Source organism: Stenotrophomonas sp. AS1 (assembly GCF_048957655.1).
Taxonomy (GTDB): Bacteria; Pseudomonadota; Gammaproteobacteria; order Xanthomonadales; family Xanthomonadaceae; genus Stenotrophomonas; species Stenotrophomonas bentonitica_A.
Window position 1 is genome coordinate 233,053 of sequence record NZ_JARVXM010000007.1, and the last position, 26,975, is coordinate 260,027.

At 66.9% G+C, this 26,975-nt stretch carries 18 protein-coding genes and 1 pseudogene; 7 read left to right on the plus strand and 12 right to left on the minus strand.

Features of this window, described 5'->3' with window-relative positions:
• The first annotated feature begins 16 nt into the window (after positions 1-16).
• The 5 genes and pseudogenes from PV764_RS12760 to PV764_RS12780 all read left to right on the plus strand — a co-directional run bounded on the left by PV764_RS12760 (position 17) and on the right by PV764_RS12780 (position 6,592).
• Entirely contained in the window at positions 17-1,129 is a 1,113-nt protein-coding gene (locus PV764_RS12760; protein WP_421116767.1) for an efflux RND transporter periplasmic adaptor subunit, read from the plus strand.
• A pseudogene (locus tag PV764_RS12765) lies at positions 1,126-4,190 on the plus strand (efflux RND transporter permease subunit). Before PV764_RS12760 ends, PV764_RS12765 begins: the two are co-directional and overlap by 4 nt.
• Before the next feature lie 36 nt (positions 4,191-4,226).
• On the plus strand, positions 4,227-5,504 hold the full coding sequence (gene fabF / locus PV764_RS12770; RefSeq protein WP_421116768.1) for a beta-ketoacyl-ACP synthase II: 1,278 nt from the start codon (positions 4,227-4,229) through the stop codon (positions 5,502-5,504).
• A gap of 162 nt (positions 5,505-5,666) precedes the next feature.
• Positions 5,667-6,083, plus strand: a complete 417-nt coding sequence (locus PV764_RS12775) for a hypothetical protein (RefSeq protein ID WP_421116769.1) — start codon at positions 5,667-5,669, stop codon at positions 6,081-6,083.
• A gap of 170 nt (positions 6,084-6,253) precedes the next feature.
• Positions 6,254-6,592 carry a helix-turn-helix domain-containing protein gene (locus tag PV764_RS12780; RefSeq protein ID WP_421116770.1) on the plus strand — a complete coding sequence of 113 codons (339 nt, stop codon included), beginning with the start codon at positions 6,254-6,256 and terminating at the stop codon, positions 6,590-6,592.
• A 120-nt stretch (positions 6,593-6,712) separates the two neighbouring features.
• Here the strand turns inward: PV764_RS12780 and PV764_RS12785 are convergent, their stop codons facing one another.
• Positions 6,713-9,067, minus strand: a complete 2,355-nt coding sequence (locus PV764_RS12785; protein WP_399621638.1) for an arylsulfatase — start codon at positions 9,065-9,067, stop codon at positions 6,713-6,715.
• 137 nt (positions 9,068-9,204) lie between these two features.
• Entirely contained in the window at positions 9,205-10,128 is a 924-nt protein-coding gene (locus PV764_RS12790; protein ID WP_421116771.1) for a DUF6624 domain-containing protein, read from the minus strand.
• Positions 10,129-10,378: 250 nt separating this feature from the next.
• On the opposite strand from PV764_RS12790, the gene PV764_RS12795 reads away from it, so the two are divergent.
• Positions 10,379-11,302: an NAD(P)/FAD-dependent oxidoreductase gene (locus tag PV764_RS12795; protein ID WP_421116772.1), complete on the plus strand. Its 924-nt coding sequence runs from the start codon at positions 10,379-10,381 to the stop codon at positions 11,300-11,302.
• A gap of 237 nt (positions 11,303-11,539) precedes the next feature.
• On the opposite strand, the gene PV764_RS12800 is transcribed toward PV764_RS12795, so the two are convergent.
• From PV764_RS12800 to PV764_RS12810, 3 genes are all read right to left on the minus strand, one after another.
• On the minus strand, positions 11,540-11,710 hold the full coding sequence (locus PV764_RS12800; RefSeq protein ID WP_019184192.1) for a CsbD family protein: 171 nt from the start codon (positions 11,708-11,710) through the stop codon (positions 11,540-11,542).
• A 148-nt stretch (positions 11,711-11,858) separates the two neighbouring features.
• The gene (locus PV764_RS12805) at positions 11,859-12,602 is read right to left on the minus strand and encodes an SOS response-associated peptidase (protein WP_052727526.1); all 744 of its coding nucleotides are present in this window, start codon (positions 12,600-12,602) and stop codon (positions 11,859-11,861) included.
• 85 nt (positions 12,603-12,687) lie between these two features.
• Entirely contained in the window at positions 12,688-13,647 is a 960-nt protein-coding gene (locus PV764_RS12810) for a cation diffusion facilitator family transporter (RefSeq protein WP_046273381.1), read from the minus strand.
• Positions 13,648-14,017: 370 nt separating this feature from the next.
• On the opposite strand from PV764_RS12810, the gene PV764_RS12815 reads away from it, so the two are divergent.
• Positions 14,018-16,900: a PAS domain-containing protein gene (locus PV764_RS12815; RefSeq protein ID WP_421116773.1), complete on the plus strand. Its 2,883-nt coding sequence runs from the start codon at positions 14,018-14,020 to the stop codon at positions 16,898-16,900.
• 15 nt (positions 16,901-16,915) lie between these two features.
• Here the strand turns inward: PV764_RS12815 and PV764_RS12820 are convergent, their stop codons facing one another.
• The 7 genes from PV764_RS12820 to PV764_RS12850 all read right to left on the minus strand — a co-directional run bounded on the left by PV764_RS12820 (position 16,916) and on the right by PV764_RS12850 (position 26,972).
• On the minus strand, positions 16,916-17,296 hold the full coding sequence (locus PV764_RS12820) for a response regulator (RefSeq protein ID WP_046273383.1): 381 nt from the start codon (positions 17,294-17,296) through the stop codon (positions 16,916-16,918).
• 166 nt (positions 17,297-17,462) lie between these two features.
• A complete protein-coding gene (locus tag PV764_RS12825) occupies positions 17,463-19,865 on the minus strand; it encodes a PAS domain-containing protein (protein ID WP_421116774.1) in 2,403 nt (800 codons plus the stop codon).
• Positions 19,858-20,331: a response regulator gene (locus tag PV764_RS12830; protein WP_019184186.1), complete on the minus strand. Its 474-nt coding sequence runs from the start codon at positions 20,329-20,331 to the stop codon at positions 19,858-19,860. The genes PV764_RS12825 and PV764_RS12830 overlap by 8 nt, the downstream gene beginning before the upstream one ends.
• The gene (locus PV764_RS12835; RefSeq protein WP_421116775.1) at positions 20,328-22,565 is read right to left on the minus strand and encodes an ATP-binding protein; all 2,238 of its coding nucleotides are present in this window, start codon (positions 22,563-22,565) and stop codon (positions 20,328-20,330) included. The genes PV764_RS12830 and PV764_RS12835 overlap by 4 nt, the downstream gene beginning before the upstream one ends.
• 176 nt (positions 22,566-22,741) lie before the next feature.
• Positions 22,742-25,300: a TonB-dependent receptor plug domain-containing protein gene (locus PV764_RS12840; RefSeq protein ID WP_421116776.1), complete on the minus strand. Its 2,559-nt coding sequence runs from the start codon at positions 25,298-25,300 to the stop codon at positions 22,742-22,744.
• A 137-nt stretch (positions 25,301-25,437) separates the two neighbouring features.
• The gene (locus PV764_RS12845; protein ID WP_284129153.1) at positions 25,438-25,974 is read right to left on the minus strand and encodes a TlpA disulfide reductase family protein; all 537 of its coding nucleotides are present in this window, start codon (positions 25,972-25,974) and stop codon (positions 25,438-25,440) included.
• Complete coding sequence (locus PV764_RS12850; RefSeq protein ID WP_070474589.1) at positions 25,971-26,972, minus strand: cytochrome-c peroxidase; 1,002 nt, start codon at positions 26,970-26,972, stop codon at positions 25,971-25,973. Before PV764_RS12850 ends, PV764_RS12845 begins: the two co-directional genes overlap by 4 nt.
• Between the last annotated feature and the right edge of the window lie 3 nt (positions 26,973-26,975).

Below are 26,975 nucleotides of genomic sequence, written 5' to 3' on the forward strand. Positions count from 1 at the left end.
CACTCCGGAAGACCGTATGCGGCGCCGTTCTGTACTCACAGCCATTTCCTGTGTTGTTCCGTTGTTCCTTGTGGCCTGCAGCAAGCCGGGTGAAAGCGACCCACGAACCGCACCGCCGGTCGTCCGGGTGGCGCAGGTGCAACCGGGCACCGGAAACGCGCGCACCTTCACCGGCACCATCGCCGCACGGGTGCAGAGCGATCTGGCCTTCCGGGTGGGAGGCAAGGTCACTGAGCGCCGCGTTGAGACGGGACAGACGGTCAAGCGCGGCGACGTGCTCTATCGGATGGATCCGCTCGACCTGAACCTGGCTGCAGCCTCCCAGCAGCAGGCCGTCATCGCGGCCCGTGCGCAGAGCGTGCAGGCCACGGCGGACGAGGCGCGCTATCGCGACCTGGCAGCCAAGGGCGTGGTGTCCCGCTCGGCCTACGATCAGATGAAGGCGGCGGCAGACGCGGCGGCTGCGCAGCTCAAGGCGGCCGACGCCCAGGCCCGGGTGGCACGCAACGCCAGTCAGTACACCGCGCTTGTTGCCGATGCCGACGGGGTGGTCATGGCCGTTCTGGCCGAGCCCGGCCAGGTAGTGGCGGCGGGGCAGGTCGTCGCCCGGCTTGCCCGTGCGGGCAGTCGGGAAGCCGTGGTCCAACTGCCCGAGACGCTTCGCCCGCAGATCGGCTCGGCGGCATCGGCGTCCCTGTTTGGCGCGCGGGTTACGATCCCGGCACGGTTGCGCGTGCTCTCCGAATCGGCAGACCCTGCAACCCGCACCTTTGAAGCCCGCTACACCCTGGAGGACGGCAACACCGCATTGCCGCTGGGGTCTACCGTGACGGTAGCGGTTGAAGGCACCGCAGGTGAGGCGGGGGGCGTTGAGGTCCCGTTGGGTGCGGTGTTCGATCCCGGCACCGGAACCGGCGTCTGGGTCATCGGGGGCGAGCCACTCAGCGCCCGTTGGACGCCGGTAGTGGTCAAGCGGCTGGGGGACGACCTGGCCCTGGTTGAGGGCGCGTTGAAAGCATCCGACCGCGTGGCCGCGCTGGGCGCGCACCTGCTCCGCGAAGGGCAGGTGGTTCGTCTGGCCGATACCGCCACGGCCACCGCCACAGCAGGCAAGGGAGCCCACCCGTGAGTGGGTTCAACCTGTCAGCGCTTGCGGTGCGCGAGCGCGCCATCACGGTTTTTCTGATCTTCCTGGTCTCGGTTGCCGGCATCGTGTCGTTCTTCCAGTTGGGCCGCGCAGAAGACCCGGCATTCACCGTCAAGGTCATGACCGTGGTGACGGCCTGGCCGGGGGCCACGCCCACGGAGATGCAGGACCAGGTGGCCGAGAAGCTGGAAAAGCGCCTGCAGGAGCTGCGCTGGTATGACCGTAGTGAAACCTATACGCGTCCTGGATTGTCGTTTACCACGCTGACCCTGCAGGACGGCACGCCCCCATCCGCGGTGCAGGAGGAGTTCTACCAGGCGCGCAAGAAGATGGCCGACGAAGCCGCGAACCTGCCCGCAGGCGTGATCGGCCCGATGGTCAATGACGAGTATGCCGATGTCACGTTTGCGCTGTTCGCATTGAAGGCAAAGGGCGAACCATTCCGCGCGCTTGCACGCGACGCCGAAACCCTTCGTCAGCGCCTGCTGCATGTTCCCGGCGTCAAGAAGGTCAACATCATCGGTGAGCAGTCCGAGCGGATCTATGTGGAACTTTCCCACCAACGCCTGGCAAACCTGGGGATCACGCCGCAGGCGGTGTTCGCGGCGCTGAACGGCCAGAATGCCTTGACGCCTGCAGGCTCCGTGGAGGCCAAGGGCCCGCAGATCTTCATCCGCCTCGACGGCGCGCTGGATCAGCTGCAGAAGATCCGCGATACCCCCATCGTTGCGCAGGGCAGAACACTGAAGTTGCAGGACATCGCCACCGTGAAGCGTGGCTATGAAGATCCGTCGACCTTCTTGATCCGCAACGGGGGTGAGCCGGCCATGCTGCTGGGGATCGTCATGCGCGACGGCTGGAACGGCCTGGATCTGGGCGCCTCGCTCGACGCCGAGGTCAAGAAGATCAACGACGGCCTCCCGGTGGGGATGGCCTTGGAGAAGGTCACCGACCAGGCGGTCAACATCAGCGCGTCGGTGGACGAGTTCATGATGAAGTTCTTCGTCGCGCTGCTGGTGGTGATGGTGGTGTGCTTCGTCAGCATGGGCTGGCGGGTGGGCATCGTGGTGGCAGCTGCCGTACCGCTGACGCTGGCCACGGTGTTCCTGGTGATGGCGGCCACCGGAAAGAATTTTGACCGCATCACGCTGGGCTCGCTGATCCTGGCCCTGGGGTTGCTGGTCGACGACGCGATCATTGCCATCGAAATGATGGTGGTGAAGATGGAGGAGGGCTACAGCCGGGTCAAGGCATCGGCCTACGCGTGGAGTCATACGGCAGCGCCCATGCTGGCCGGCACCCTGGTGACGGCCGTGGGCTTCATGCCCATGGCTTTGCCCGGTCCACCGCCGGTGAATACACCAGCAACATGTTCTGGATCGTCGGAATTGCGCTGATCGTGTCGTGGGTAGTCGCGGTGTTCTTCACGCCGTACCTGGGCGTGAAGCTTCTGCCTGACCTGAAGGCAGTGGAGGGCGGTCACAGCAGTCTCTACGACACGCCGCGCTACAACCGCTTCCGGTCGATCCTGGCGCGCGTGATTGCGCGCAAGTGGCTTGCCGCAGGGTCGGTGATCGGCCTGTTCGTGCTTTCGGTGGTTGGCATGGGGGCGGTGAAGAAGCAGTTCTTCCCCATTTCCGATCGCCCGGAGGTGCTGGTCGAGGTGCAGATGCCCTATGGCACCGCCATCGAACAGACCAGCCTGGCGGCCAGGAAGGTCGAAACGTGGCTGTCGGCGCAGGCGGAATCGAAGATCGTCACGGCCTACATCGGTCAGGGTGCGCCGCGCTTCTACCTCGCCATTTCGCCGGAGCTGCCGGACCCTGCGTTTGCCAAGATCGTGGTCCGCACCGACAGCCAGGAACAGCGCGATGCCCTGAAGGCGAGGCTTCGCCAGGCCGTGGCAGCGGGCCTGGCGCCCGAAGCCCGGGTGCGCGTGACGCAGCTGGTGTTCGGGCCTTACTCGCCGTATCCGGTGGCGTATCGGGTCAGTGGTCCGGATCCGGATGTCATCCGTGGCATTGCCGCCAAGGTGGAGCAGATCATGCACGCCAGCCCGATGATGCGGACCGTGAACACCGACTGGGGTGTGCGCACGCCCACGCTGCACCTCACGCTGGACCAGGACCGCCTGCAGGCGATGGGCATGAGCTCGGCGTCGGTATCGCAGCAGTTGCAGTTCTTCCTGAGCGGGGTGCCGGTCACCGCCGTTCGTGAGGACATCCGGACCGTGGAGGTGGTCGCTCGATCGGGCGGGGACACGCGCCTGGACCCCGCGCGCATTGCGGATTTCACCTTGGTTGGCGCCGCTGGCCAGCGCGTACCGCTGTCGCAGATCGGTGCCGTTGAGGTTCGCATGGAAGAGCCGGTGCTGCGTCGGCGCGACCGTGTGCCGACCATCACCGTGCGGGGTGATATCGACGATGCGTTGCAGCCACCGGACGTATCAGCGGCCATCAGCAGGCAGCTTGAGCCGCTCATCGCGTCGCTGCCTGACGGCTATGCCATTGCCCAGGCTGGTTCCATTGAGGAATCCGGCAAGGCGATGAGCGCCATGCTGCCGCTGTTCCCGATCATGCTGGCGGTCACCTTGCTGATCATCATCCTGCAGGTGCGCTCCATCTCCGCCATGATCATGGTCTTCATGACCAGCCCCTTGGGCCTGATCGGCGTGGTGCCGACCCTGCTGCTGTTCCAGCAGCCGTTTGGCATCAACGCATTGGTGGGACTCATTGCACTGTCGGGCATCCTGATGCGCAACACGCTCATTCTGATCGGCCAGATCCACGAGAACGAAATGGCAGGGATGGCGACCTTCCACGCGATCATCGAGGCGACCGTCCAGCGCGCACGCCCGGTGATTCTGACCTCCCTGGCGGCGGTGCTTGCGTTCATTCCGCTGACCCATTCGGTGTTCTGGGGAACGCTTGCCTACACGTTGATTGGCGGCACCATCGCCGGCACCGTGATGACGCTGGTGTTCCTGCCGGCGATGTATGCCATCTGGTTCAAGGTCCGAGCGGAAACGCCTCCTGTTGCCTGAGTGCGTCCGGGACCTCTTTTATATGGGAAGTGAGTTATGCGCATTGCCGAGAAAGATCGCATCGTGGTGACCGGGATGGGCGTGGTGAGCCCGCTCGGGTGCGGAGTGGAAACGGTGTGGTCGCGCCTGCTGGCGGGACGCTCCGGGATTGGCCCGCTGGGCGAGGCGCTTTCGGCCGGAACGGGCTGCAACGTAGGCGGCCGCGTGCCGGACCGGGAACAGGATCCTGAGGCGGGCTTCGATTCCGGCGGCATCATCGCGCCGAAAGATCTGAAGAAGATGGACCGGTTTGTCGAGTTCGCGTTGGTGGCCGCCCACGAAGCGCTCGCGCAGGCCGGGTGGAGCGCAGCAGATGAGCGTGGCCTGCTGCGGACCGCGACCGTGATTGCGACGGGGATCGGTGGGTTTGGTTCCATCGTCAATGCGGTCCACACCACCGAAAGCCGTGGGCCTGGCCGGTTGTCGCCCTTCACTGCGCCCACCTTTCTGGCCAACATGGCGGCGGGGCAGGCGTCCATCCGGTACGGGTTCAAGGGCCCGCAGGGCGCACCCGTTACGGCCTGTGCTGCGGGCGTGCAGGCGATCGGTGATGCGGCGCGCCTGATCCGGTCCGGCGAAGCGGATATCGCATTGTGCGGCGGTGCGGAAGCGGCGATGCACCGCGTCAGCCTGGGCGGCTTCGCCGCCGCCAAGGCGCTCAGCACCGCGTTCAACGACACACCCACAGCCGCGTCCCGCCCGTTTGATACACAGCGGGACGGGTTCGTCATGTCCGAAGGGGCAGGGTTGCTGGTGATCGAGCGACTGGATCACGCCCTGTCGCGGGGCGCCAGGCCGCTGGCCGAACTGGTCGGCTACGGTACGACCTCGGATGCGTACCACCTGACCGCCGGCCCTGACGACGGCAGCGGGGCACGCCGCGCGATGGAGATCGCGTTGGCGCAGGCAGGCATTTCCGCTGAGCAGGTCGACCACATCAACGCGCACGCAACCTCGACCCAGGTCGGGGATCGGGCGGAGCTTGCTGCCATGCGTGCCTTGTTCGGCACCCGTGGCGACCTTCTGATTTCCGCCACCAAGTCGAGCACCGGCCATCTGCTCGGGGCGGCAGGCGGCATCGAGGCCATCTTTACCGTGCTTGCCCTGCGTGATCAGGTCGCCCCCGCGACGCTCAACCTGGTCCAACCGGATCCGCTGGCAGACGGGCTCTCGATCGTAGGCGGTGTGCCCCGAGAAGCGGACATCGCATACGCCCTGACCAACGGGTTCGGGTTTGGCGGAGTGAATGCCAGTGCGCTGTTCAGGCGCCTGTGAGCACCGTCAGTCCAGAGGCGATGCCGCCGTCGCGCTTTTCCTGCGCGGCTACGCAGCGCCACTGCAGTTGCAGAGAAATAGCGCAGGCGGTCAGCAGATTTTGACGCGTTCTTGGCGCCTGCTGAGGATACTTTTCCGTGATTGTTCCAGAGGAGAAGGGCAATGGCCGCCAGACAAAAGACCCCGTCAAACCCCCAGGTGCTGAGGATCGAAGCGATGCCGCTGGGCTTCGGCGAAGCCGCCGTCGTGATCGAGCTGGCCGCCGAGCCACCCAAGCGCTGGTTCAAGGCGCTCAAACGGGAGATGATGTACTCGGAGGGCCTGGAGACCGCGTCGGCGAAGTTCGACGGCTGCTTCGTCTACCTCGTCGGGCTGGACCCGGCCCTGGGAAGCGCTGTGCGCTGTGCCAGCCGATTGCTTGCAGCGGTGCAGGAAGGCTTTCAACAGAGCAGCACGGTTTCTCCAGAGATGTCGACGATGGCTGTTGACGGCGGGTCCCATCCGCCTGTGTCCCTGCACATACCGCGTTCACCGATGGGTCGGAACGAAGCATCCGGGAAGATGAACATCAGGATCTGACCCGTGTCCTGGGAAGGGCTTCCTCACGGGAAGTATCGACACGTCGACCATCGTCGACCGGAAGGTCGATGTCCGAGGGGCGCTATGGAAAAGCAGTGGCGCCGATGACGTTTCTGGCCTTGCACCCGGAGTACGTTGAACGTAATTTACGTTCAGCGTAGGTCCGGGTCATGCTTGTTGCCATGACCCGCACACCTACCTCGATCCGCTCTGTATTCGCCCGCCGCTTGAAGGCGTGCCGGGTAGATCAGGGCTTGTCTCAACGCGCGTTGGGGGTGCTTGTGGGATTACCGGAAGACGTGGCGGGCGTTCGCATCAACCGATACGAACGGGCCGTGCACAATTGCGATATCGAGACAGCGCAGAGGATCGCGTCTGTGCTGGGGGTTTCCGTTGCCTATCTGTACGCGGAGACGGATGACCTCGCGGAGCTCCTCCGCCAGTTCAGCAGGATGTCCGCCAAGGAGCAGGAGGCGCTCCTCGCCAATGTCCGGCGCAAGGCAACGTAGGCGTTCGTTCGCACGCAGCCCGAGGAGCATGCGCGGGTCCAGAAGCAACTCGCTCCCACACCCACGCCCGGCCTCCCGCCGGGCACCGGGCGGTCCCTGACGGCCCTGTCAGTTTGGCCGCTACTGGTGCCGCATCACCGCCTCCAGATGCGCCTCCGGATCGATCATGTGCGAGTGGTCATCCTGATCCAGCTGGATCTCCGCCCAGTGGATGACCCCGTTGAACCTGCCGCGCTCGGTCACATAGCCCTCATACACCGGCATGCCGGTGTCGATGCCCACGTCCAGGCCCTCATCGAAGGAGTAGTAAAGCGGATGGGTACGCTCCACCTCGCCGGTGCCTGAAGCTTTCCCGTCGATGTACAGGGTGACCGTGCCACCGCGCCCGATGCCGCCGCCCGCGTAGGCGAATTCCACCCGCACCTGATGGCGGCCGGTGCCGATGTCGGCCTCGGACAGCACCGTCTTCCGCAGCAGTCCGCAATGGTTGTAGTGGTAGCCCAGCTTGCCGTTTTCGGCAAAGAACGACCAGCCGCCAGTGCGTCCGCCCTGGGCGACGATCACGCCGTTGAGCGTGCTACTGGCGGGCGCTTCGATCTCGGCGGTTACCGCGTAGGAACGGTTCTTGACGTTGATCGCCACGTTCTCGCCCAGGCGGGTCATGCCGGGGTACAGCCGCAGGCTGTCGCCGGTGGTCAGCGTGGGACGCCCGGCAAGTTCGGGATTCATGCGTTCGGCGGCGCGATCGTCGATTGGCAGGACGTTGTGGCGAACCGCCTCGATCAGGAACAGCTGCTGCAGCTCGGCCAGCTTGTCCGGCTGCGCGGCGGCCAGGTTGTCGGCCTGGGTCCAGTCCTGGGTGGTGTCATACAGTTCCCAGACGTCCTGCGAAAAATCCACGCCCTTGGCCACCACATCCCAGGGGGTGCGGTGCTTGGTCTGCGCGGTCCACCCGTTGTGGTAGATGCCGCGGTTGCCCATGATCTCGAAGTACTGGGTGAGGTGGCGCTCCTCGGCATCGGCGTCGTTGAAGGTGTAGGCCATGGAAACGCCGTGCATCGGTACCTGGGTGACACCGTTGACCGTATGCGGCTGTGCCAGCCCGGCGAGGTCCAGGATGGTCGGCGCCACGTCGATCACGTGATGCCACTGGCTTCGCAGTTCGCCACTGCCGGTTATCCGGGCCGGCCAATGCACGATGGTGCCGTTGCGCGTGCCGCCGTAGTGCGAGGCCACCTGCTTGGTCCACTGGTAGGGCGTGCACAACGCATGCGCCCAACCGACGGCGTAGTGGTTGTAGGCCGTGGGTCCGCCCACCTCGTCCAGGTGCTGCTGCCAGAATGCTGCGGTCTCGTACTCGGCGCCGCCGTTGGAGGCGGTGGTGAGCATGAAGGCGCCGTTGATGCCGCCCTCGGCGGAGGCGCCGTTGTCGCCGATGATGAAGTACACCAGCGTGTCGTCGAGAACGCCAAGTTCCTCCAGCGCGTCGATCACGCGGCCGGTATGGTGGTCAGCGTACTCGAGGAAGGCGGCATAGACTTCCATCTGATGCGCGAGGATCGGCTTGAGTTCGGCCGGCATGTCCTCCCACGCCGGAATGCCCTCCGGCCGCGGGGTGAGCACGGCATCGGCGGGGATGACACCCAGCTCGCGCTGGCGCGCGAAGGTAGCGGTGCGCATGGCATCCCAGCCTTGATCGAACGCGCCTTTGTACTTGGCGATCCAGTCCTTGGGGACATGGTGCGGGGCGTGCGTCGCTCCCGGTGCGAAGTACACGAAGAAAGGTTTGTCCGGCGTCAGGCTCTTCTGCAGGCGGACATAGTCGATGGCCTTGTCGGCCAGGTCCGGCATCAGGTGGTAGTCCGGATCCAGCGGCGCCTCCACGGCAGAGACGCCATCGACCAGTGCGGGCGTCCACTGGTTGGTTTCACCGCCGATGAAGCCGTAGAAACGCTCGAAGCCACTGAAGGCCGGCCAATGGTCGAACGGGCCGGTCGGTCCGGACTCCCACACCGGCACTTCGTGGCACTTGCCGAACTGGGCGGTGTTGTAGCCGTTCTGGCGCAGGATTTCCGGCAGCGGCGTGACCGAATTGGGCCGTGTCGAACGATAGCCCGGCGCGGGGGTGGCGGTCTCGGTGATGTGGCCCATGGCCACCGCGTGGTGGTTGCGGCCGGAGAGCAGCGCGGCGCGCGTGGGCGAGCACAGGGCGGTGGTGTGGAAGCGGGTGTAGCGCAGGCCGCTATTGGCCAGCCGATCGGCGGTGGGCGTATGCACGGGTCCGCCGAACGCGCTGGCGGCACCGAAGCCAACATCGTCGAACATGATCAGCAGGACATTGGGTGCGCCGTCCGGCGGGCGCTTGGCCGTGATGGGAGGAAGCTTGACCCCAAGCTTTTTCGCGTCGAACGACAGGGGGCCCTGGTAGGCCTGGTCGGGGATCGGAAGGATGCTGCCGGGGAGTTCCTGGCTCATGGTCACGCCTCGATGGACTGAGGCCCCAGTGTGGCCAGCGGGGTCTGTGTTGGCACCCGAAAATAGACGGGCCACGGCCTAGGTAGAAGTACTGGCGACGGCGCGCCGGATCGATTTACCGCCGGTGGCCGGCCAACCTATCTCACCGGTTTTCCGTAGCTGTCCGAGAGCATTGCCTTGTAGGCCTCCAGAGGCTGGAGTCCCACCGCGCGCCGCCGGGCGTCGAGGGTCTGCATGTCTTCGGTGGGCTGAAGCTCCATCACGCCGTCGGCGGTGCTCTTGAACTGGGTGCCGTACCGCTGCGGCTTGCCCTGCGCGATGAGCACCCGGTCGGTCAGCAGTGCTACATCCGCGGCGTCGGCATCGCCGGTCTCGGCGGCGGTCTGCATCAACGCCAACGCCTGCGCCTGGAACGCGGGGTCATGGTCGGCATGCTGCACGATCAGCCATGCGGCCTTGGCCCCGTCGCGGCCGACCCGCGTGATGCCTGGCCACCCCTTCTCGGCGATCACGGCTTTCAACCAGGTTGCATTGGCTTCGCTCACCGGCGCCGTCTGCCGCCACGCATCGCCGCCACCAGCGGCGATGGCGGCATGTTGTGCGGTCTGGTCCTTCGCCTCGCGTGCGAGCAAGGCCTGCCTCAACGGCGCATCGCGCAGCGCCTCGTGCTTCTTTTCTTCGGCGATGACCCGCTGCAGCACCGCTGGCCATGCGGGATCGGCGCGCAGCGCATTCAGCCCGGGACGCTGTTTGGTGCGCAGGTCCTCCACTGGCAGGCGACCACTGGCGAGCAGCGCATCGACGTACGCAAACGCCGCGGCATGATCGCCGGCTGCCGCCGTGCATTCGATCAGCAGCAGCTCGCCTCCGTCGGGGAAGGGGATGCCGTGCGTGTACAGGTCACTCAAGGTGGCGCCGCAGGCGGCGTAGTCGTTGTTGCCGTAGGCATCCAGCGCGGTGAAGAAGCTGGCCGGCTCGGCGGCGGCAGCCGCGGCGGCGAACAGGGCGGCCGTCAGCGTTGCCGCCCGGGTCGCTATGGGTCGTATCGGCCTTCCGTGCATGGATCATCTTCCCTGGTGAACGCACCGACAACGTAGCGGCTTCAGCCCCCGGAATTCAACCTGGCGTGCGCGAGCCGAAGCGGTGCGATCACGGCGTGGGCAGTAGCAGTCGAAGAACATGCCGGTCCCTCCAGCCTGCCGGATCGTGCGGGCAGTGTGATGCCCAGGCTCACGCGCAGCACGCACGGCGTTGATCCAGGCTCCCGCACTCTGGCGCATTCGTCACTCTCCCAACGCCCGGGACAGCGCCATGGCCGATCTGCCTCCCCATCGTTACGACGTCATCATCATCGGTGGCAGCTACGCGGCCATGTCCGCCGCGCTGCAGCTGGTGCGCGCCCGACGCAAGGTGCTGATCATCGACGGGGGGACGCCGCGTAACCGGAATGCGCGCGTCGCGCATGGGTTCCTTGGGCGGGAGGGGCTGCCGCCAGCGGATATCGCTTCCCAGGCCCGCGAAGAGTTGTTGCGCTATCCCACGTTGACCTGGCTCGCCGGTATTGCCCGTTCTGCTACGGCAACGGTACCTGCATCGAAAGGGGGCCGGACCTTCCGGGTCGAGGTGGACGCCGGCCAGGCGTTTCTGGCGGATCGGGTGATCCTGGCGTACGGCGTAACCGATGATCTGCCCGACATCCAAGGCATCGGCGAACGTTGGGGCCGGAGCGTTTTTCATTGCCCGTACTGCCACGGCTACGAGGTGTTCGAAGGGCGCATCGGGGTGATCGGCTGCGCAAAGGATGGTGGTGCGGCGCAGGCGCTGCTGCTGTGCGACTGGGGCAACATCACGCTGTTCTGCAGCGAAGCCTCCGCGAGGATCGATCCCGCACAGCGTGCACGGCTGGACGCATGCGGCGTCGTGATCGAATCGACCCGCGTCCGCGCGGTGGAAGACAGCGCCACCGTGGTGCTCGCCGATGGGCGCCGGGTGGAGGTGGATGCGCTGTTCATTTCACCGCATTCGCGGTTGTCCAGTGATCTGGGCGAGCAATTGGGCTGCGAACTCAAGGATGGCGGGTGCATCACCACCGATTCGGCCAAGCAGACCACGGTGCCGGGCGTGTTTGCCTGCGGCGACGCAGCCCGGATGGCAGGAAGCATCGCGCTGGCAGTGGGCGAGGGCGCGCTGGCGGGCGTGGCGGTGCACCACTCCTTGATGGGGCTGTTGGAATAGCGCCCGAGGAAGATGTCGCGTTGTTGGAAGAAGCGGGATTGGAGCAGCCGGGCTTTGTTCCATGCCGCGCTGTTTCTCAGGGGGCGGATCGCCTACGCCGGTGGAGAACACGGCTGATGGAAGGCATGGCAGAGTAAGAACACCCGTAATACTGCGCTCAGCTGACCTGATACTGCGCTCAGCTGACCTCCCACTGCCCTCTGCCGCTGATGCGGTCAGAGAGCCGTGGGATGAGACTCAGCGGCGCGCGTCGTCGCGGGCCTTGCCCACGTCGCTCTGCACTTCGCCCACACCCTTCTGGATCTTGCCTTCCACTTCCTTCGTCTTGTCGCCGGTGACCTTGCCCACGACTTCCTTTACGGTGCCCTTGACCTGGTTCTTGGCGCCTTCAGTGCGATTCTTGTCCATGGTTGACTCCACAATGTAGTTAGAGAGAGGGCCCGTGTTGCTGGGCATCTCCACCCTGACGGGACGGCAGTGGCGCGAAGGTGAAATTCGCGGGTGACGCGGAATCCGTTCAAGCGCCGGAAAGGTTGACGCTCACGCGCGCTGCACGTCATTCATCCGCATCGCGCTCATCCCACGCATCGCCATCCCATTGCGGTGGTTCGGTGGTGGCTGCGGCGGCATCCGGATCGACAGGTTCCAACAGCGTGTAATCGTTGCGCGCGGGATCACGAAACGCGCGGCTGACCGGATAGGCCTCCAGTGCGGGCGTAGTGGCGCGGGCGTTCAGTGCCGCGGGCGTTTTGAAAGCGCCGCTCAACCAGTCCAGTGCGGTGGCCGGTGCGATGAAGATCGGTCCATCCGGCGTGAGCGGGGCAGGAATCGCGTGGTTCGGCCCGGTCAGGACCGTGAAGCTGTCCAGCTGCTGGCCATCCTCGCTTTCCCAGTGTTCCCATAGGCCGGCGGCGAGCAGGACACGCCCGTCCTTGCGCTGCACGAACAGCGGCCACGGCGGCCGGCGCGCGCGGTCCCATTTGTAATACCCGGTCATGGGCAGCACGCACGGGCGCTGTGCCCAGGCCTGCGCGTAGATGCGGCTGCGTGGCGCGCGCTCCAGCCGTGCGGTCACCGTTGTATAGGGCGTGGCCGGTTCCTTGGACCAGCGCGGCACCAGCCCCCACACCATGTCGGCCACGGCAATGGAGCCGTCGTGGTCGCGCGCCAGCACCGTGGCCACGCTGCCCTTGGCGATGTTGTAGTGGTCCGGGCCGGCGGCCAGCGTCCGCGCCAGCGCGGCAGGCAGTCCGGCGGGGAGTGACTCGGTGTCGGCGATGGCTTGTGCGAAACGGCGCATGGGCCGAGCATCCGACGATATCCGTGATGGCCTCGTAGGCAGCGCCGGCATTGCTCACCCGGGCGCTGCCTGCTGTGCTCGGCGCTCATGTGTCCGGATGCGGCTCGGCCAGCGCGGCCCGCCGCGCCTGGAACACTTCTGGCGTCTGCGGCTTGACGAACAAGGCGACCAGCTCGGGATACTCGGCTTTCACCGCTTTCTCGATCCGGGTGATGCACGCCTCGATCTGCGGCGTGGTGCGATCATCTTCGAACTCGGCACTCAGCATCGCCACGACCTGTTCGGGTCCCATCTGCATGGTGGTCACGCCATTGGCACGGCGCAGGTCGGCATCGGTGTTGGCCACGGCGAGAATGCGCTTGGCAACGCTTGGGTGCGCCGGTTCGCCCACCAGCAGCCCCTTGGTTTCGCGTGCAAGCAGGAAGGCAGTGACCGCCAGCACACCGGCGATGCACAGCGAAGCGACGCCATCAAGGATGGGCATGTCCAGCAGCTGCGCGGCGAGCAGGCCGACCAGCGCGAAGCCCAGGCCGAGCAGGGCGGCGCTGTCTTCCAGCAGCACCGTGAATGTGGAGGGATCCTTGCTGCGGCGGAATGCCTCGAAGTAGCCCAATGAACCCTTGGTGGCGCGGAATTCGCGCAGCGCGATCCACCACGAGGTGCCTTCGAACACGAGCGAGATGCCCAGCACGATGTAGCTGATCAGGTGGTTGGTGGCCGGCTCCGGGTTGCGGATGTGCTGGATGCCTTCATACGCCGAGACGCCCGCACCGGCGGCGAACACCAGCAGCGCCACGATGAAGCTCCAGAAATACAGTTCCCGCCCATGGCCGAAGGGATGCAGGGTGTCCGGCTTCTGCTCGGCCCGGCGCAGGCCGTACAACAGCAGCAGCTCGTTGATGGTATCCACCAGCGAGTGGACGCCCTCGCTGAGCATGGCCGAACTGCCTGAGATGCCGGCGGCGACGAACTTGGCGATGGCGATGGCCAGGTTGCCGGCGAGCGCGGCATAGATCACGAGACGGGAGCCAGTCGGCTTGGCCATGGCGGAGGCGGGGGTGGGGAGGGTGCGGCATCATCGCCAACGGCGCGTCCCGGGCGCGTGCACGTCCGGGCCTGGCAGGCCGGGCGGCATTGCGGCGCTGAGCGGCCGGGGCTGTACCCGCCGCCCGTGGCGCGGGACAATCCGTGGCCGTGGGCAGCGGTCCGTTACGGCTGCGGGCGTTGACATGGAGTTGGCCCCGCGTGGATTAAATTGCTCTCCCCCTACCGGCCGGCCGACCGCTGCCTGCCGTTCCCCCTGCTGCTGCGATGCCTTTCAGTTCAAGGTTCGGTGACCCGATGATGTCTGTCCTTCCCTGGTCTGTCGCGCGGCTGCGCGGCGCGCGTGCCCCGGCCGTCCTGGAGCGGCGCGCATGAGTGCAGGGGTGGGGCGTTTTCCCGGCAGCACCGGCCCGATGGCCGAGCAGGTGCGTGGATGGAACTGGCAGGCGACGCCGGTGGGTTCGATCGACCATTGGCCCAGTGCGCTGCGCAATGCGGTCAACCTGATCCTGGCCTCGCCCGAGAGCATGTACGTGGTCTGGGGCGATGACCTGACATTCTTCTTCAACGATGCCTACAGCCCGATCCTGGGGCCGCGCCTGGAGGGGGCGCTGGGGGCGCCGCTGAGGCAGCTGTGGGCGGATGCGTGGGACGCCGTGCGCGCACCGATCGAGGCTGCCTTCGCAGGCGGGTCCTCCCGCTACGAGAATCTGCCGGTCTCGATGAGCCGCCAGGGCGTGCCTGAAGAGACCTGGTGGACGTTCTCCTTCTCGCCGATCTTCCTGGACGACGGCAGTGTCGGCGGCGCGTTCTGCGTGACCAACGAGGTGACCAGCATCATCGTGGCGCAGCAGCGCCTGGCCAAGGAGAACGAGCGCCTGATCGCGCTGTTCGACAAGTCGCCGATGTTCATGGCCTTCCTCAACGGGCCCGAGCATCGCGTCGAGCTGGCCAACCCGGGCTACGAGCGCCTGGTCGGCAACCGCCACGTGCTCGGGAAGTCGATCCGGGAGGCGCTGCCGGAAATCGTCGACCAGGGTTTCATGCCGTTGCTGGACGAGGTGTACCGCACCGGCAAGCCGTACATCGGCAGCGAGATGGTCTACGACGCGCCGTTCCCGTCCGATCCCTCATCGGCCCGGCGCCTGCTGGATCTCGTCTTCCAGCCGGTGGCCGGCGAAGACGGCAGCACTGCCGGCGTGTTCGTGCAGGGCCTGGATGTCACCTCCCACATCGAGCTGCAGCGCACGATGCGGCAGGTGGAGGCGCGCAATCGCCAGATCATCGACAGTGCCAGCGACTACGCGATCGTCGCCTCGGACCTGCAGGGCAACGTGACCCTGTGGAATGCCGGTGCCGAGCACATCTTCGGCTGGACGGAGGCCGAGATGCTGGGCCAGAAGGTGGAGCGGATCTATACCCAGGAGGACATCCAGGCCGACCGCCTGCGCCACAACCAGAGCGTCTCGATCGCATCGGGCGGGGTCAGCGGTGAGCGCTGGCTGGCACGCAAATCCGGCGGGCGGTTCTGGGCCAGCGGCGCCATGACCGTGCTGCGCGATGAAGATGGCGCCGCGCTGGGCTTCGTCAAGGTGCTGGGCGACCGCACAGAAGAGCGCCGCGCCAGCGATGCACTGGCCCATAGCGAGCGACGCCTCGGCGCGCTGGTAAGCGCCTCCTCGCAGTCGCTGTATGCGGTCACCGCCGACTGGCGCGAGATGCGCCAGATTCTGGCCACTGGACCGGTCGCGCAGGACGACAGCCTGCCCGCGCTCAGCGACTGGAAGGAGCGCTACGTACATCCGGAGGATCTGGGCCTGCTGGAGCAGGCCATCGCCCGCGCGCTGGCGCAGCGGGAGCCGCTGGCGCTGGAACACCGCAGCCTGCTCGCCGATGGCAGCGTGCGCTGGGTGCAGATGCGCGCGGTGCCGCTGCTGGACGGCAACGGCGAGATCACCGAATGGTTCGGCACTGCCTCGGACGTGACCGAGCGGCGCCTGGCCGAAGACCAGCTGCGCGAGCTGACCTTGACCCTGGAAGAGCGGGTGCAGGCGCGCAGCGCCGAGCTGCAGGTGGCTGAAGAGCGGTTGCGGCAAAGCCAGAAGATGGAGGCCGTGGGCCAGTTGACCGGCGGCCTGGCGCATGACTTCAACAACCTGCTGACCGCCATCTCGGTCGGGCTGGAGCTGCTGGAGCTGCGCATCGATCAGCGTCGCTACGATGATGTGGGCCGGTACCTGGAGATGGCGCAGTCCAGCGCGTCGCGCGCCACCGCGCTGACCCAGCGGCTGCTGGCCTTCTCCCGCCGGCAGACGCTGGCGCCGACGCCGGTGGTGGCCGATGCCCTGGTGCGCGGGATGCTGGACATCATCTCGCGCACGCTGGGGCCGTCGATCGCGATCGCCACGCAGCTCGATTCGGATCCATGGTCGGTGCTGGTGGATGTGCCGCAGATGGAGAATGCGCTGCTGAACCTGTGCATCAATGCCCGCGATGCGATGCCCGAGGGCGGCCCGCTGATCATCAGTGCGGCGAACGTGACGTTGCAGGGCGAGGCTGCGGCAGCGCTGGATACGCCCCCGGGCGATTACGTGCGGCTGGCCGTCAAGGACGCCGGAACCGGCATGGAGGCGGCGGTGATCGAGAAGGTCTTCGAGCCGTTCTTCACCACCAAGCCGATCGGGCAGGGCACCGGCCTGGGCCTGTCGATGATCTATGGCTTCACCCGCCAGTCCGGCGGCCAGGTACGGATTGATTCGCAGGTCGGCCAGGGCACGACGGTGGAGCTGTACCTGCCACGCTTCATCGGCGAAGCCGCGGCCAATGCGGTGCAGGAGACCGAGCAGGATGCGCCCGCCACATCCACGCCCAGCGTCGGGACGATCCTGGTGGTCGAAGACGAGGCGGCGATCCGCGCGCTGCTCAGCGAGGTGCTGGGCGGCGCCGGCTATCGGGTGCTGGAGGCGCCGGAGGGCGGCCAGGCGGTCGAGCTGCTGCACTCCGGGCAGCCCATCGACCTGCTGATCACCGATGTTGGCCTCACTGGCGGGCTCAATGGCCGGCAGGTCGCCGATGCGGGGCGGCAGGTCCGTCCCGGGCTGCCCGTGTTGTTCATCACCGGCTATGCGGCGTCGGCGGCGGTGGGCGCCGGGCAGCTGGAGGAGGGGATGGAAGTGCTGACCAAACCATTTACCACCGCCGAACTGGAGCGGCGTGCGCGCGCGCTGTTGGCGACTGCAGGCAGCAGCCACTGACGGTGCTGGCTGCGCTCAGAGCAGGGACCTGACCGAGCTCACCAGCTGTTTGAGCGTGAAGGGTTTGCGCAGCAGTTTGATGTCCTCGCCGAGAAAGTCCGGCCGGGCCCCGGCCGCCCCGGCATAGCCGGTGACCAGCAGGATGGGCATGGCCGGGTGCAGCGTGGTGGCGATCGTGGCCAGGTCGCGGCCGTCCATTCCAGGCAGGCCGACATCGGAGACCAGCAGGTCGAACGGGCCGTCATGCCTGAGGCACCCCAGCGCGGCCTCGGCATCGGCAACGTCGAGGACCTCGAAGCCATCGTCGTTGAGGATGTCCTTGGTCATCTCCCGGATGGGCGCATCGTCTTCGACGAGAAGCACGCGGCATCGTGGGTGGGAACTGGCAGCAGTCATTGCGGGCGCGGATCCTCGTGGCATGCAGCCACCTGTGCGGAGTTCCACCTTAGCGCCCGCGCGCGTTAGCCGGCCGTGCATCGCGCGCCAGCCCGGCGTCATGATCCCCGGGAGGCGCCGATGACGGCAGCCTCTTTCATTACCCTCGGTCCAAGGTCTCACCGCCCTAGGCGGCGCTCTCGTCCTGCAGGGAGGCCCGGATGGAACGGGCCAGGTCGCTGCGGGTGAACGGTTTGGCGAGCAACGCGATGGTCCGGCCGACCGTGCCGCTTGCGTCGATATCGCGCGGATAGCCCGAGGTGAACAGGACCCGCAACCCCGGTTTCCGGCCGATCGCCTGCTTGGCCAGTGCCCAGCCGGACATGCCCGGCATCACGATGTCCGAGAACAGCAGGTCCACGCTCACGTCCGGCCGCTCCAGCAGGCGCAGGGCGGAGGGTCCGTCATGCGCTTCGAGCACGCGGTAGCCCAGCTGGCGCAGGGTATCCACGGTGTAGGCACGGACATCGTCATTGTCCTCGGCCACCAGCACCGTGGTTTCCTCCTCCACCTCGTAGGCGTTGGCTTCCTGCGCCTCGGCCTGGCGGGTGCCGGGCAGGGCCGAGGCCGAGCGCGGGAACAGCAGGGTGATCGTGGTGCCGCTGCCTTCGATGGAGTCGAGCAGCACATGGCCACCGGACTGCTTGGCGAAGCCGTACACCATCGACAGGCCCAGCCCGGTGCCGCGGCCGACCTCCTTGGTGGTGAAGAACGGTTCGAACACCCGGCCCATCACCTCGGCGGACATGCCCTGGCCGCTGTCGCGCACCCGGATCATGGCGTATTGGCCGGGCGGCACATCCGGGTGCTGCGCTGCGTAGTCCTTGTCCAGATGGATGTTGTCGATCTCGATCGTCAGGCGCCCGCCCTCGGGCATGGCATCGCGGGCATTGACCGCCAGGTTGAGGATGGAGGCCTCCAGCTGGTTCGGGTCGATCTCCACGCACCAGATATCCGGGCTGTGCAGCATGTCGATCTGCACCAGCTCGCCCAGTGAACGCTTGAGCATGTCCTGCATGCCGCGCATTTCTTCGTTCAGGTCCACCGGCATGTTCTTCAGCGGCTGCCGGCGCGAGAACGCCAGCAGGCGCTGGGTGACGTTGGCCGCGCGCATCACGCCCTTCATCGCGTTGTCCAGCGAGCGCGAGGAATTGCCCGCGGCGTCACCCAGGCGGTCGGTCAGCATCTTGGCGTATTCGATGTTGCCGGCGATCACGGTCAGGATGTTGTTGAAGTCGTGCGCGATGCCACCGGTCAGCTGGCCGACGGCCTCGATCTTCTGGCTGTGCCGCAGCGCCTCTTCGGCCTGCCGGCGCGCGGTGGTTTCCACCGCTTCGGAGACGACCGCAGTGATCCGCGCCTGATGGTCGAACAGGGGGCGGAAGGAGAAATCGAAGGTCCGCTTGCCGGTGGGCAGGCGCAGCTCCAGTTCATGGCGGGAAGCGGTACCGGCCGCCGCCTCGAGAATGGCCGTGCAGACCACGCCAGGTACCCCGGGGGTATCGGCGAACCAGGCAGACTCGCAGTAGAGGCTGCCGCGGACGTCTTCCTTGTCGGCGAGGATGGCCGCCAGCGACGCCGAATTGGTGTCGATGATGTGGCCATCCAGGGTCAGCAGGTTCTGGTGCTGGAAGCTGGATTCGAACAGCGCCTGCAGCCGGCTTTCACTGCGGTGCAGCGCCGAGGTCCGCTCGTCGACCTGGCGTTCCAGGGATTCGTTGTTGGCCCTGAGCAGCGCCTGCGCGTGCTTGAGCTCGCTGATGTCGCGCGCCATCGCGTAATAGCCGAGCACCGCGCCGTCCGGCGCCAGCTCGGGTACGCAGTCCACCTGCGCGTGGCGGGGCGTGCCATCGCTGCGCAGCGAGAGCAGGTCGAAGCTCACCTTCTCACCGAGCAGGACCCGGTCCAGGTGCTGCTGGATGCTGTTGAAGGTGTCCTCGCCGATCACCTCGCGGGTGTGCCGGCCGATCAGGCTCTCCGGCGTACGGCCGTGCCACTCGACATAGGCGTTGTTGGCGAAGCGGTAGCGATGGTCGTGACCGAAGTAGGCGATCAGCGCCGGCAGCGAATCGGTGATCAGCCTCAGCCGCTGGTGGCTCTCATGCAGCTCGGCCTCCATGCGCTGCAGCCGGCGGCGCTCCTGCGCTTCGCCGATGGCCCTGAGCACGGCATCGGGCAGGCGCTGCAGGCGTGACTTGACCACGTAATCGCGCGCACCGCGCTTGAGCGCCTGCACTGCGAGTTCTTCGGTGAGCGTGCCGGAGACGAAGATGAAGGGAATCTGGGGGGCGATCTCGCTGGCCAGGGCGAGCGCGGCATCACCATCGAAGCCCGGCAGGACGTGGTCGGCCAGGATCACATCGAACGGCGTCGTGGTCAGGGCATCGAGCATGCCCTGGTGCGACCAGGTGCGCTCGGCGGTGAACGGCACCCCGGCGCGCTTGAGCTGCGCGGTGATCAGTTCTGCATCAAGTGCACTGTCTTCGACCATCAGGATCCTGATGGTCTTTGCTGTGGCGGCCTCAGCCATCGTGTCTACTCTTCCCGCCGAACAGCGTGCCGTGCGGTGGCGGCTGGTTGGTGATGCCCCAGAACATGCCCAGGCCCTGGATCGCTTCAAGGAATTCCTTGAAGTCCACCGGCTTGACCACGAACGCGTTGACGCCCAGCTCGTAGCTGCGGATCAGGTCCTGCTCTTCGCGCGAGGAGGTCAGCATCACCACCGGGGTGCTGCTGAGGGCACGGTCGGTACGGATTTCCTTGAGCACTTCCAGCCCGTTGAGCTTGGGCAGTTTCAGGTCCAGCAGCACGACCACCGGGCCGCCATGCATGGCCCCTTCATAACGCCCCTGGCAGCGGAGATACTCCAGCGCTTCCACGCCGTCGCGCACATGGGTCACGTCATTGAGCAACTGGCAGCGGGCGAGCGCGGCCATGGTCAATTCAGCGTCTTTCGGGTTGTCTTCTACGAGCAGGATCGGTCGCAGATCTCTCATAGGTGGTCTCCAGTAGCAAAGGGAATGGTGAAATAGAATGTCGCGCCGGCGCCGACCTGGCCTCTCGCCCAGGTCCGGCCGCCATGGCGGGTGATGATGCGGTGCACGTTGGCCAGGCCGATACCGGTGCCTTCGTACTCATCGACGTGATGCAGCCGCTGGAACACGCCGAACAGCTTGTCCACGTAGCGCATGTCGAAACCACAGCCGTTGTCCTTCACGAAGAAGATGTCCTCCGTGTCGTTGCGTTCATGCCCGACCTCGATGCGTGGCTCGGGCGTGTCGCGGGTGAACTTGATCGCGTTGGCCAGCAGGTTCTGCCAGACCAGCCGCAGCATGCCGGGGTCGGCCTGCACCTTGGGCAGCCCCGCGATCTGCCAGTCGATGGCGCGCCCGGCGTACTCCATGTCGAGTTTGTGGCGCACGTCTTCCACCAGGGCGGTCATGTCCATCGCGATCTGGCCCATCGTCGAGCGGCCCATCTGCGAGAAGCTGAGCAGGTCATCGACCAGGGTCCCAGCCGATTTTGCCGACTCCACGATGGTGTCGAGAAATCTCTTTTCTGAATCGTTCAATCTTTCGCCGGCCGAGGACCACAGCAGTTCCGAGTAACCGACGATGTGCCGGAACGGGGCGCGCAGGTCATGGCTCACCGAATAGGAAAACGCTTCGAGTTCCTTGTTGCTGCGCAACAGCTGCTCGTTCAATGCCGCCATCTCTTCAGCCTTGCGCAGCACGATATCCACGATGGCCGTGCGCAGTTCCAGCGCAGCATCGCGGTCCACGTCGTTCCAGGGCAGCGACTGCTGGCGCACGGTCTGCTTCCAGCCCTCGAAGGAGGTGCGCGGCGACAGGGGCTGTCCGGTCTCTTCCTTGCGCGGGTCGCCGCCCCAGCGCACGGTGCGGACCACTTCGGGACGGAACCAGATCACGAAGCTGTCGTGGATCTGCGAGATCGAGATGGCCAGCACGCCGCTGGCCACGCCGGCGAAGGCTTCGGCCTCCTTCCAATCCAGCGGCAGAGTGTCGGTACAGAAGATGTCGCCCTCGATCTGTTGCGCGGTCAGCCATTGCACCAGCTGCATCACGTGGCGCTGGCCGGGGCACTGGCCATGCAGGATGCACTCGCCACGGTGCACGATCGCTGCGCCGGTGGACTGGGTCAGCGCGAGCAGGCTCTGCTGGTCGCGGCCGAGTGCGGCCATGAAGTCGGTATCACCGGCCATCCGCCCGAGCAGCCGGACCTGGATCGCGCGGCGTGCGATGCGCTCTTCGACCAGTACCGCGCGCTGTTTCACCGCGATCTGCAGCGACAGGATCTGGCCGATGAACTCGCAGGCCGTACGTACGTGGTAGGGCACCCGGCGGGCGACCTGGTTGTGGCAGGAAATCAGGCCCCACAGCTCGCCCTCGGACAGCACCGAGACCGACATCGAGGCACCCGTGCCCATGTTGCGCATGTACTGCAGGTGCACCGGGGAGACGCTGCGCAGCATGGCCGGGCCCAGATCGATGGGCGTCGCATCGGCGAGGGCCGGTACGCGCACCAGCGGCACGGGGCTGTAATGGCTGTCGGCGATCAGGCGGACGCGGTTCTGCCGGTACAGATCGCGCGCCTGGGCGGGGATGTCCGATTCCGGGAAGCGCAGGTCGAGGTAGGAGGGCAGCACGTCGTTGCGGTCCTCGGCCACCACCGCGCCGTTCCAGTCCTTGTCGAACTGGTAGATCATCGTGCGGTCGAAGCCGGTCAGCTCGCGGATATGCGTGGCAGCGAGTTCGCACAATGCCTGGGTCGTCGGCGCGTGCTCGATCGCGGCCATGAAGCGGCGGATCGACGGATACAGGTCCTCCAGCGAGCCCGGTTCGCCCGGCACCGGGGCCTCCAGCTCGATGATGACGTCATCACCGATCCGGTGGGCCACGGTGTGGTGGTTGCCCGCTGTGCCCACCGGGTGCGCGCCCAGGAAATGCGAGGCACCCTCCTGCAATGCCTCCAGCACCGGCCTGCATGGCGCCAGAGTGCCGGCCAGCACCTGATCCAGCGGCTGGCCCAGCGGATCGCCAAGCGCCTCCAGCAGGCCCGGCTCGGCCACCGCGCGGGCGTTGACGGTCAATGTCGTGTGATCGAGGACCAGGATCAATCCGTACGGCTGGATGGCACCGGGGGTACGGATCGGCTCACGCGCGCAGCTGGACAGATCCAAGGCGCTTGCGCCGGAATTCCTCGAGGACATTCATTGACTCCTGATCTTTACCAGTACTGGCCACCGCACGAATGGCACGGCTGCGCCTGGTTGTCAGGAGCACACGCCGTCACCTGCGACGCGGTGTGCCACAGTTCCCTTATTTTTGCATAGGCGTGCGCCCGGATCTGTGAGGATGCGACGGTGTTCCTTGCGCTGCGCGCGGATCAGTCCCAGCGGTAACGAAGGGTGGCTGACCACAGCCCCCCCGAGCCATCGACCGGTCCGCCATTGGCATACCGGTAGTATTCGTTCGCGGCAAGCAGCGGCTCGGGCAGTCTGGTGACCTTGCGGTCGAACACGTTGTTGGCGTTCAGCGCCACGTCCCAGCCGCCGGGCAGGGTGGCCCCCAGCTGCAGATCGGTGATCCAGAGGCCGCCGATGTCATAGGCGATCTCGGCCTGGCCGGCATACGGCCCACTGCTGGCGACCGTGGTCGGCGAACCATAGCGCTGGATGTCGCCATAGCGGCTCTGGCGCAGGCCGACCCGGTAGCGGCCCAGGCTCCAGTCCAGACCCAGCACCTGCCGGGACTTGGGCGCCTTGTAGAGCAGCTCGTTCTGCGATCCGGTGCTGAACACCGGCACATTGAAGGCGGCCAGCACGGCGGGGGTGGGGGCCAGACCGGTGATCCTGGCGCGGTTATGGCTGCTGGCCAGGGTCCAGCGCAGGGTGCCGCTGCGGCCCAGATCGACGCGGCCTTCGAGCGTGGCTTCCACGCCATCGGTGCGGGTATCGGCGGCATTGATGAAGTAGCGCACCCCATCCTGTGCGCCGAGTCCCACCGAGGTGACCAGCACGCCGGAGCCGGGATACAGCCCCTCGCGGAAGGTGGTGGACAGGGCGATCCGGTCATCCACATCGATGCGGTAGGCATCCACCGTCAGCGATGCGCCCTGCCATGGCTCGGCCACGATGCCCAGGCTGAGGCTTCGCGAGGTTTCCGGGCGCAGTGGCTGCGCGCCCAGTGCGATGGCCTGCGGCGAACCGGCCTGCAGGATGTGGTCGGTGTAGAAATTGCCGTTGGAGGTGTTGCGGTACGCCTGCGCGGCCAGGGACGGCGCCTGGAACCCGTTGCTGATCGTGCCGCGCAGGGCGAGCCGGGGATGCAGCGCGAAACGGGTGGAGAGGCGGCCGGTGGTTTCGCTGCCGAAATCCGAGTAACGCTCATGCCGGCCGGCCAGGTCCACGCGCCAGCGCGCGCCCAGGTCGGCCGCGACGCCGAGGTACAGCGCACCGCTGTTGCGGCTGACATCGACCGCGTCCTCGGGCCGGTAGCCGGGCAGCGCCTGCGAGCCGCCCAGGCCGATCCCCAGCACGGTACCCGCGTAGGGGCCGTCCAGCACCCGCTGCCCGCCATGGGTGTAGGACTGCACGTCGCCCGCGCCGATCCGGTAGCGCTCGTCGCGATACTCCGCCCCTGCACTGAGTTCCAGTGGCGCGGCCAGCCACGCCGTCTGCAGCTGGCGGCGTAGATCCAGGTTATGGGTCCAGGCGCTGTAGCGCAGGTCGCCGATGTAGAAATCGGTCTGGCTGTCCAGGCCGTAGGTGGGGTTGATGCTGTTGTGCAGGTTGATATCCATTGCATCGCGCCCGTAGCCGCTGCTCAGGTCCCAGTCCCACTCGCCGAACTGGCCGCGTACCCCCAGCGTGAGCGCGCCGTCGTTCTCGTCGATGTGCTCGGTCGGTGCAAAGCCATCCGGATCGATCGCGCGTACTACCTCATTGCGCAGCGGTTGGCGGAAGTTCTGCGGTGCCCAGGCATCACGCTGGGCCAGGGTCAGCAGCCCGTAGGCCTCCACCGTCGCGGCGAGGGGAATACTGGCATTGGCCGTGGCGGTCTTCGTGCGGAACGCGCGGATGCCCCGGTTGCGCCAGGCATTGTTGTCGCGCGTGGCCTCGCGCGGATCCGGCGTCGCGCCGGGTGGCAGCGTCGGGTTGCTGGCCTGGTTGCCGCCGGGGCGGATCGCATTGCCGGCCGCGTTGCGCGGAAAGTAGTACAGGAATGTATCGCGTGCGGGGCTGGTGTAGTCGGTGGCTTCCTGGTCGTCCAGCTGCGCCGCCAGGTGCAGATAGCCGCCGTCGCCCAGCCCGAACCCGGCATCGGCCTGCACCACGCGCGCGCGGCCATCGCCGGCGAAGTAGGTGCCATCGCGGTAGGAGACGTTGCCGCCGCGGGCAGCCTTTTGGGTGACGATGTTGATGACCCCGGCGATGGCGTCCGAACCGTAGATCGCCGAGGCGCCATCGCGCAGCACTTCGATGCGTTCGATCGCACCGGTGGGGATCAGGGCGAGATCGGCGGGCGCGGCGCCACCGAAGCCACCCGCGCCCAGCAGCGCGGTGGCGTGGCGGCGCTTGCCGTCCACCAGTACCAGCACGTGGCTGGCATTGAGGCCGCGCAGCTGCCCGGCACGCACCATGCTGTTCAGATCCCCGGTTTCCAGCGGCAGGTTGAAGCTGGGCACGGTGGTGTTGAGCACATCCAGCAGGCTGGTTGCGTTGGCGGCGCGGATGTCCTCGGCGGACAGGACATCGATCGGCGCCGCGCTTTCGCGCACGGTGCGGCCCTGTGCACGGGTGCCGGTCACGGTGACCGTATCCAGGGTGGCGGTGCTCACGCTGGTGGCGACCTCCACCTCGGCTGCGCCGTATGCGGCGAGGGGCAGGGACAACGCGGACAGGACGGCGACAACCAACGGCAGGCGATGGTGCGTGGACAGCATGGAAGATCCCCAGGAGAAGGAGGGCCGATGCACAGCGGCATGCGGCAGGCAGGCGAGGGCGGATGGACCGGATCAGCCGGTGGCTGGCGTACCCGTGCAACAGCACTCGGCAGCGGCGGCGGCACGTCCGGTGCCGGTCATGGCGCACCGCCGGCGGCGGCAGCCCAGCGGGCGAGGTCGGCAGGATGCAGCGGGCCGTTGTGGACCTGCAGCACGGTGCCGTGCGCATCGATCAGCACCGAAAACGGCAGTGTGCCGATGCGGTTGCCGAACGCGGCGGCGGTGCCGGGCGGGCCGTCGCCCTCCACCAGTTGCGGGTAGGTGAGGCGCAGCTGGTCGCGCAGGGCCTTGGCCGATTCCACATCATCCAGCGCGACACCAACCACGTGCACGCCGTTCGGCCGCGAGGTCTGCGCCTGCGAGAAATCCTGCAGGTCGGGCAGTTCCTTCAGGCACGGGCCGCACCAGCTGGCCCAGTAGTTGAGCAGCACCGGGCGGCCGCGCCATTGCGCCAGCGACGCCGGGGCACCCCCGAGGTCGGTCCAGTGCAGGGCCGGTGCCGCCTGGCCGGCAGGCGCGGCCGTGGTGGGCGGGGCGGCGAACGATGCCATGGGCAGCGCGATCATCAGCACGGTAGCCAGCAGCGCCAGGCGGCGCAAAGCGGAAGAGGTCATGGAGGTGAGGCCGTCGAAGAAGTCGCGCGCGACGCGAAGCGGTCGTCTGTAAGGGTGTGCAGGAACTGCTCGATGTCGTCGATCTCCGCCTCGGTCAGGTGCAGCGGATCGCGCAGCTGCGCGTCCCGGCCGATCGAATCGGGGATGACCTTGCCGGGGTCGTCGTAATACACGATCACTTCGCGCAGGCTCTTGAACATCCCGTTGTGCATGTAGGGCGCGGTCAGCGCGACATTGCGCAGGCCCGGCACCTTGAACTCGCCCTTCTGCGCCGGATCGCCGGTGATCCCGCCGCGGCCTTCGTCGTTGAACTCGCGGCCGTTGTAGATGCCGATGTTCTTGAAGCGGTCCGAGGTGAAGTCCTCCCCGGCGTGGCAGCTCACGCATTGGGCCTTGGTGATGAACAGCAGGCGGCCGCGCTTGGCCGCGTCGCTGATCGCGTCCTCCTGGCCCAGCGCGTAGCGGTCGTACGGGCTGTCCACGGTGTTGAGAGTCTTCTGGTAGGCGGCCAGGGCGCGGCCCAGCGTGCGCGCGCTGGGAGCGGCGCTGTAGGCATCCTGGAAGCGTGCCACCCACGCAGGATCGGCACGCAGCCGCGCCACCGCGTCATCCACCGGCAGGTCCATCTCCAGCGGGTTGGCGATCGGCGCGAGCGCCTGTTCCTCCAGGGTCTCGCTGCGGCCATCCCAGAAGAAGCGGGTGCGCCCGGCACTGTTCATCACGCTGGGCGTGTTGCGGGTGCCCAGGCGACCGTCCACGCCCAGGCTGAGCGCGCGGTCATCGGCGAAGGCGCGGGCCGGCTGATGGCAGCTGGCGCACGACACCGTGCGGTCACGCGACAGGATGGGATCGAAAAAAAGCTGTCGGCCCAGCTGGGCGCGCGGGTTGTCGGACAGATCGCCGTCGTAGGTCGGCGCATCGGCGGACAGCACCGGCGCCAGGAACGCGCCGCCGGCCAGTGCCGCAAGCAGGGAGAGGGACAGGGCAGGGCGTGGCATGGC

Excerpts from the sequence above, each read along its gene's own strand:
- PV764_RS12760 (WP_421116767.1), top strand. The coding sequence starts at position 17 with ATGCGGCGCCGTTCTGTACTCACAGCCATTTCCTGTGTTGTTCCGTTG.
- fabF (WP_421116768.1), top strand. The coding sequence starts at position 4,227 with ATGCGCATTGCCGAGAAAGATCGCATCGTGGTGACCGGGATGGGCGTG.
- PV764_RS12775 (WP_421116769.1), top strand. The coding sequence starts at position 5,667 with ATGGCCGCCAGACAAAAGACCCCGTCAAACCCCCAGGTGCTGAGGATC.
- PV764_RS12780 (WP_421116770.1), top strand. The coding sequence starts at position 6,254 with ATGCTTGTTGCCATGACCCGCACACCTACCTCGATCCGCTCTGTATTC.
- PV764_RS12785 (WP_399621638.1), bottom strand. The coding sequence starts at position 9,067 with ATGAGCCAGGAACTCCCCGGCAGCATCCTTCCGATCCCCGACCAGGCC.
- PV764_RS12790 (WP_421116771.1), bottom strand. The coding sequence starts at position 10,128 with ATGCACGGAAGGCCGATACGACCCATAGCGACCCGGGCGGCAACGCTG.
- PV764_RS12795 (WP_421116772.1), top strand. The coding sequence starts at position 10,379 with ATGGCCGATCTGCCTCCCCATCGTTACGACGTCATCATCATCGGTGGC.
- PV764_RS12800 (WP_019184192.1), bottom strand. The coding sequence starts at position 11,710 with ATGGACAAGAATCGCACTGAAGGCGCCAAGAACCAGGTCAAGGGCACC.
- PV764_RS12805 (WP_052727526.1), bottom strand. The coding sequence starts at position 12,602 with ATGCGCCGTTTCGCACAAGCCATCGCCGACACCGAGTCACTCCCCGCC.
- PV764_RS12810 (WP_046273381.1), bottom strand. The coding sequence starts at position 13,647 with ATGGCCAAGCCGACTGGCTCCCGTCTCGTGATCTATGCCGCGCTCGCC.
- PV764_RS12815 (WP_421116773.1), top strand. The coding sequence starts at position 14,018 with ATGAGTGCAGGGGTGGGGCGTTTTCCCGGCAGCACCGGCCCGATGGCC.
- PV764_RS12820 (WP_046273383.1), bottom strand. The coding sequence starts at position 17,296 with ATGACTGCTGCCAGTTCCCACCCACGATGCCGCGTGCTTCTCGTCGAA.
- PV764_RS12825 (WP_421116774.1), bottom strand. The coding sequence starts at position 19,865 with ATGGCTGAGGCCGCCACAGCAAAGACCATCAGGATCCTGATGGTCGAA.
- PV764_RS12830 (WP_019184186.1), bottom strand. The coding sequence starts at position 20,331 with ATGAGAGATCTGCGACCGATCCTGCTCGTAGAAGACAACCCGAAAGAC.
- PV764_RS12835 (WP_421116775.1), bottom strand. The coding sequence starts at position 22,565 with ATGTCCTCGAGGAATTCCGGCGCAAGCGCCTTGGATCTGTCCAGCTGC.
- PV764_RS12840 (WP_421116776.1), bottom strand. The coding sequence starts at position 25,300 with ATGCTGTCCACGCACCATCGCCTGCCGTTGGTTGTCGCCGTCCTGTCC.
- PV764_RS12845 (WP_284129153.1), bottom strand. The coding sequence starts at position 25,974 with ATGACCTCTTCCGCTTTGCGCCGCCTGGCGCTGCTGGCTACCGTGCTG.
- PV764_RS12850 (WP_070474589.1), bottom strand. The coding sequence starts at position 26,972 with ATGCCACGCCCTGCCCTGTCCCTCTCCCTGCTTGCGGCACTGGCCGGC.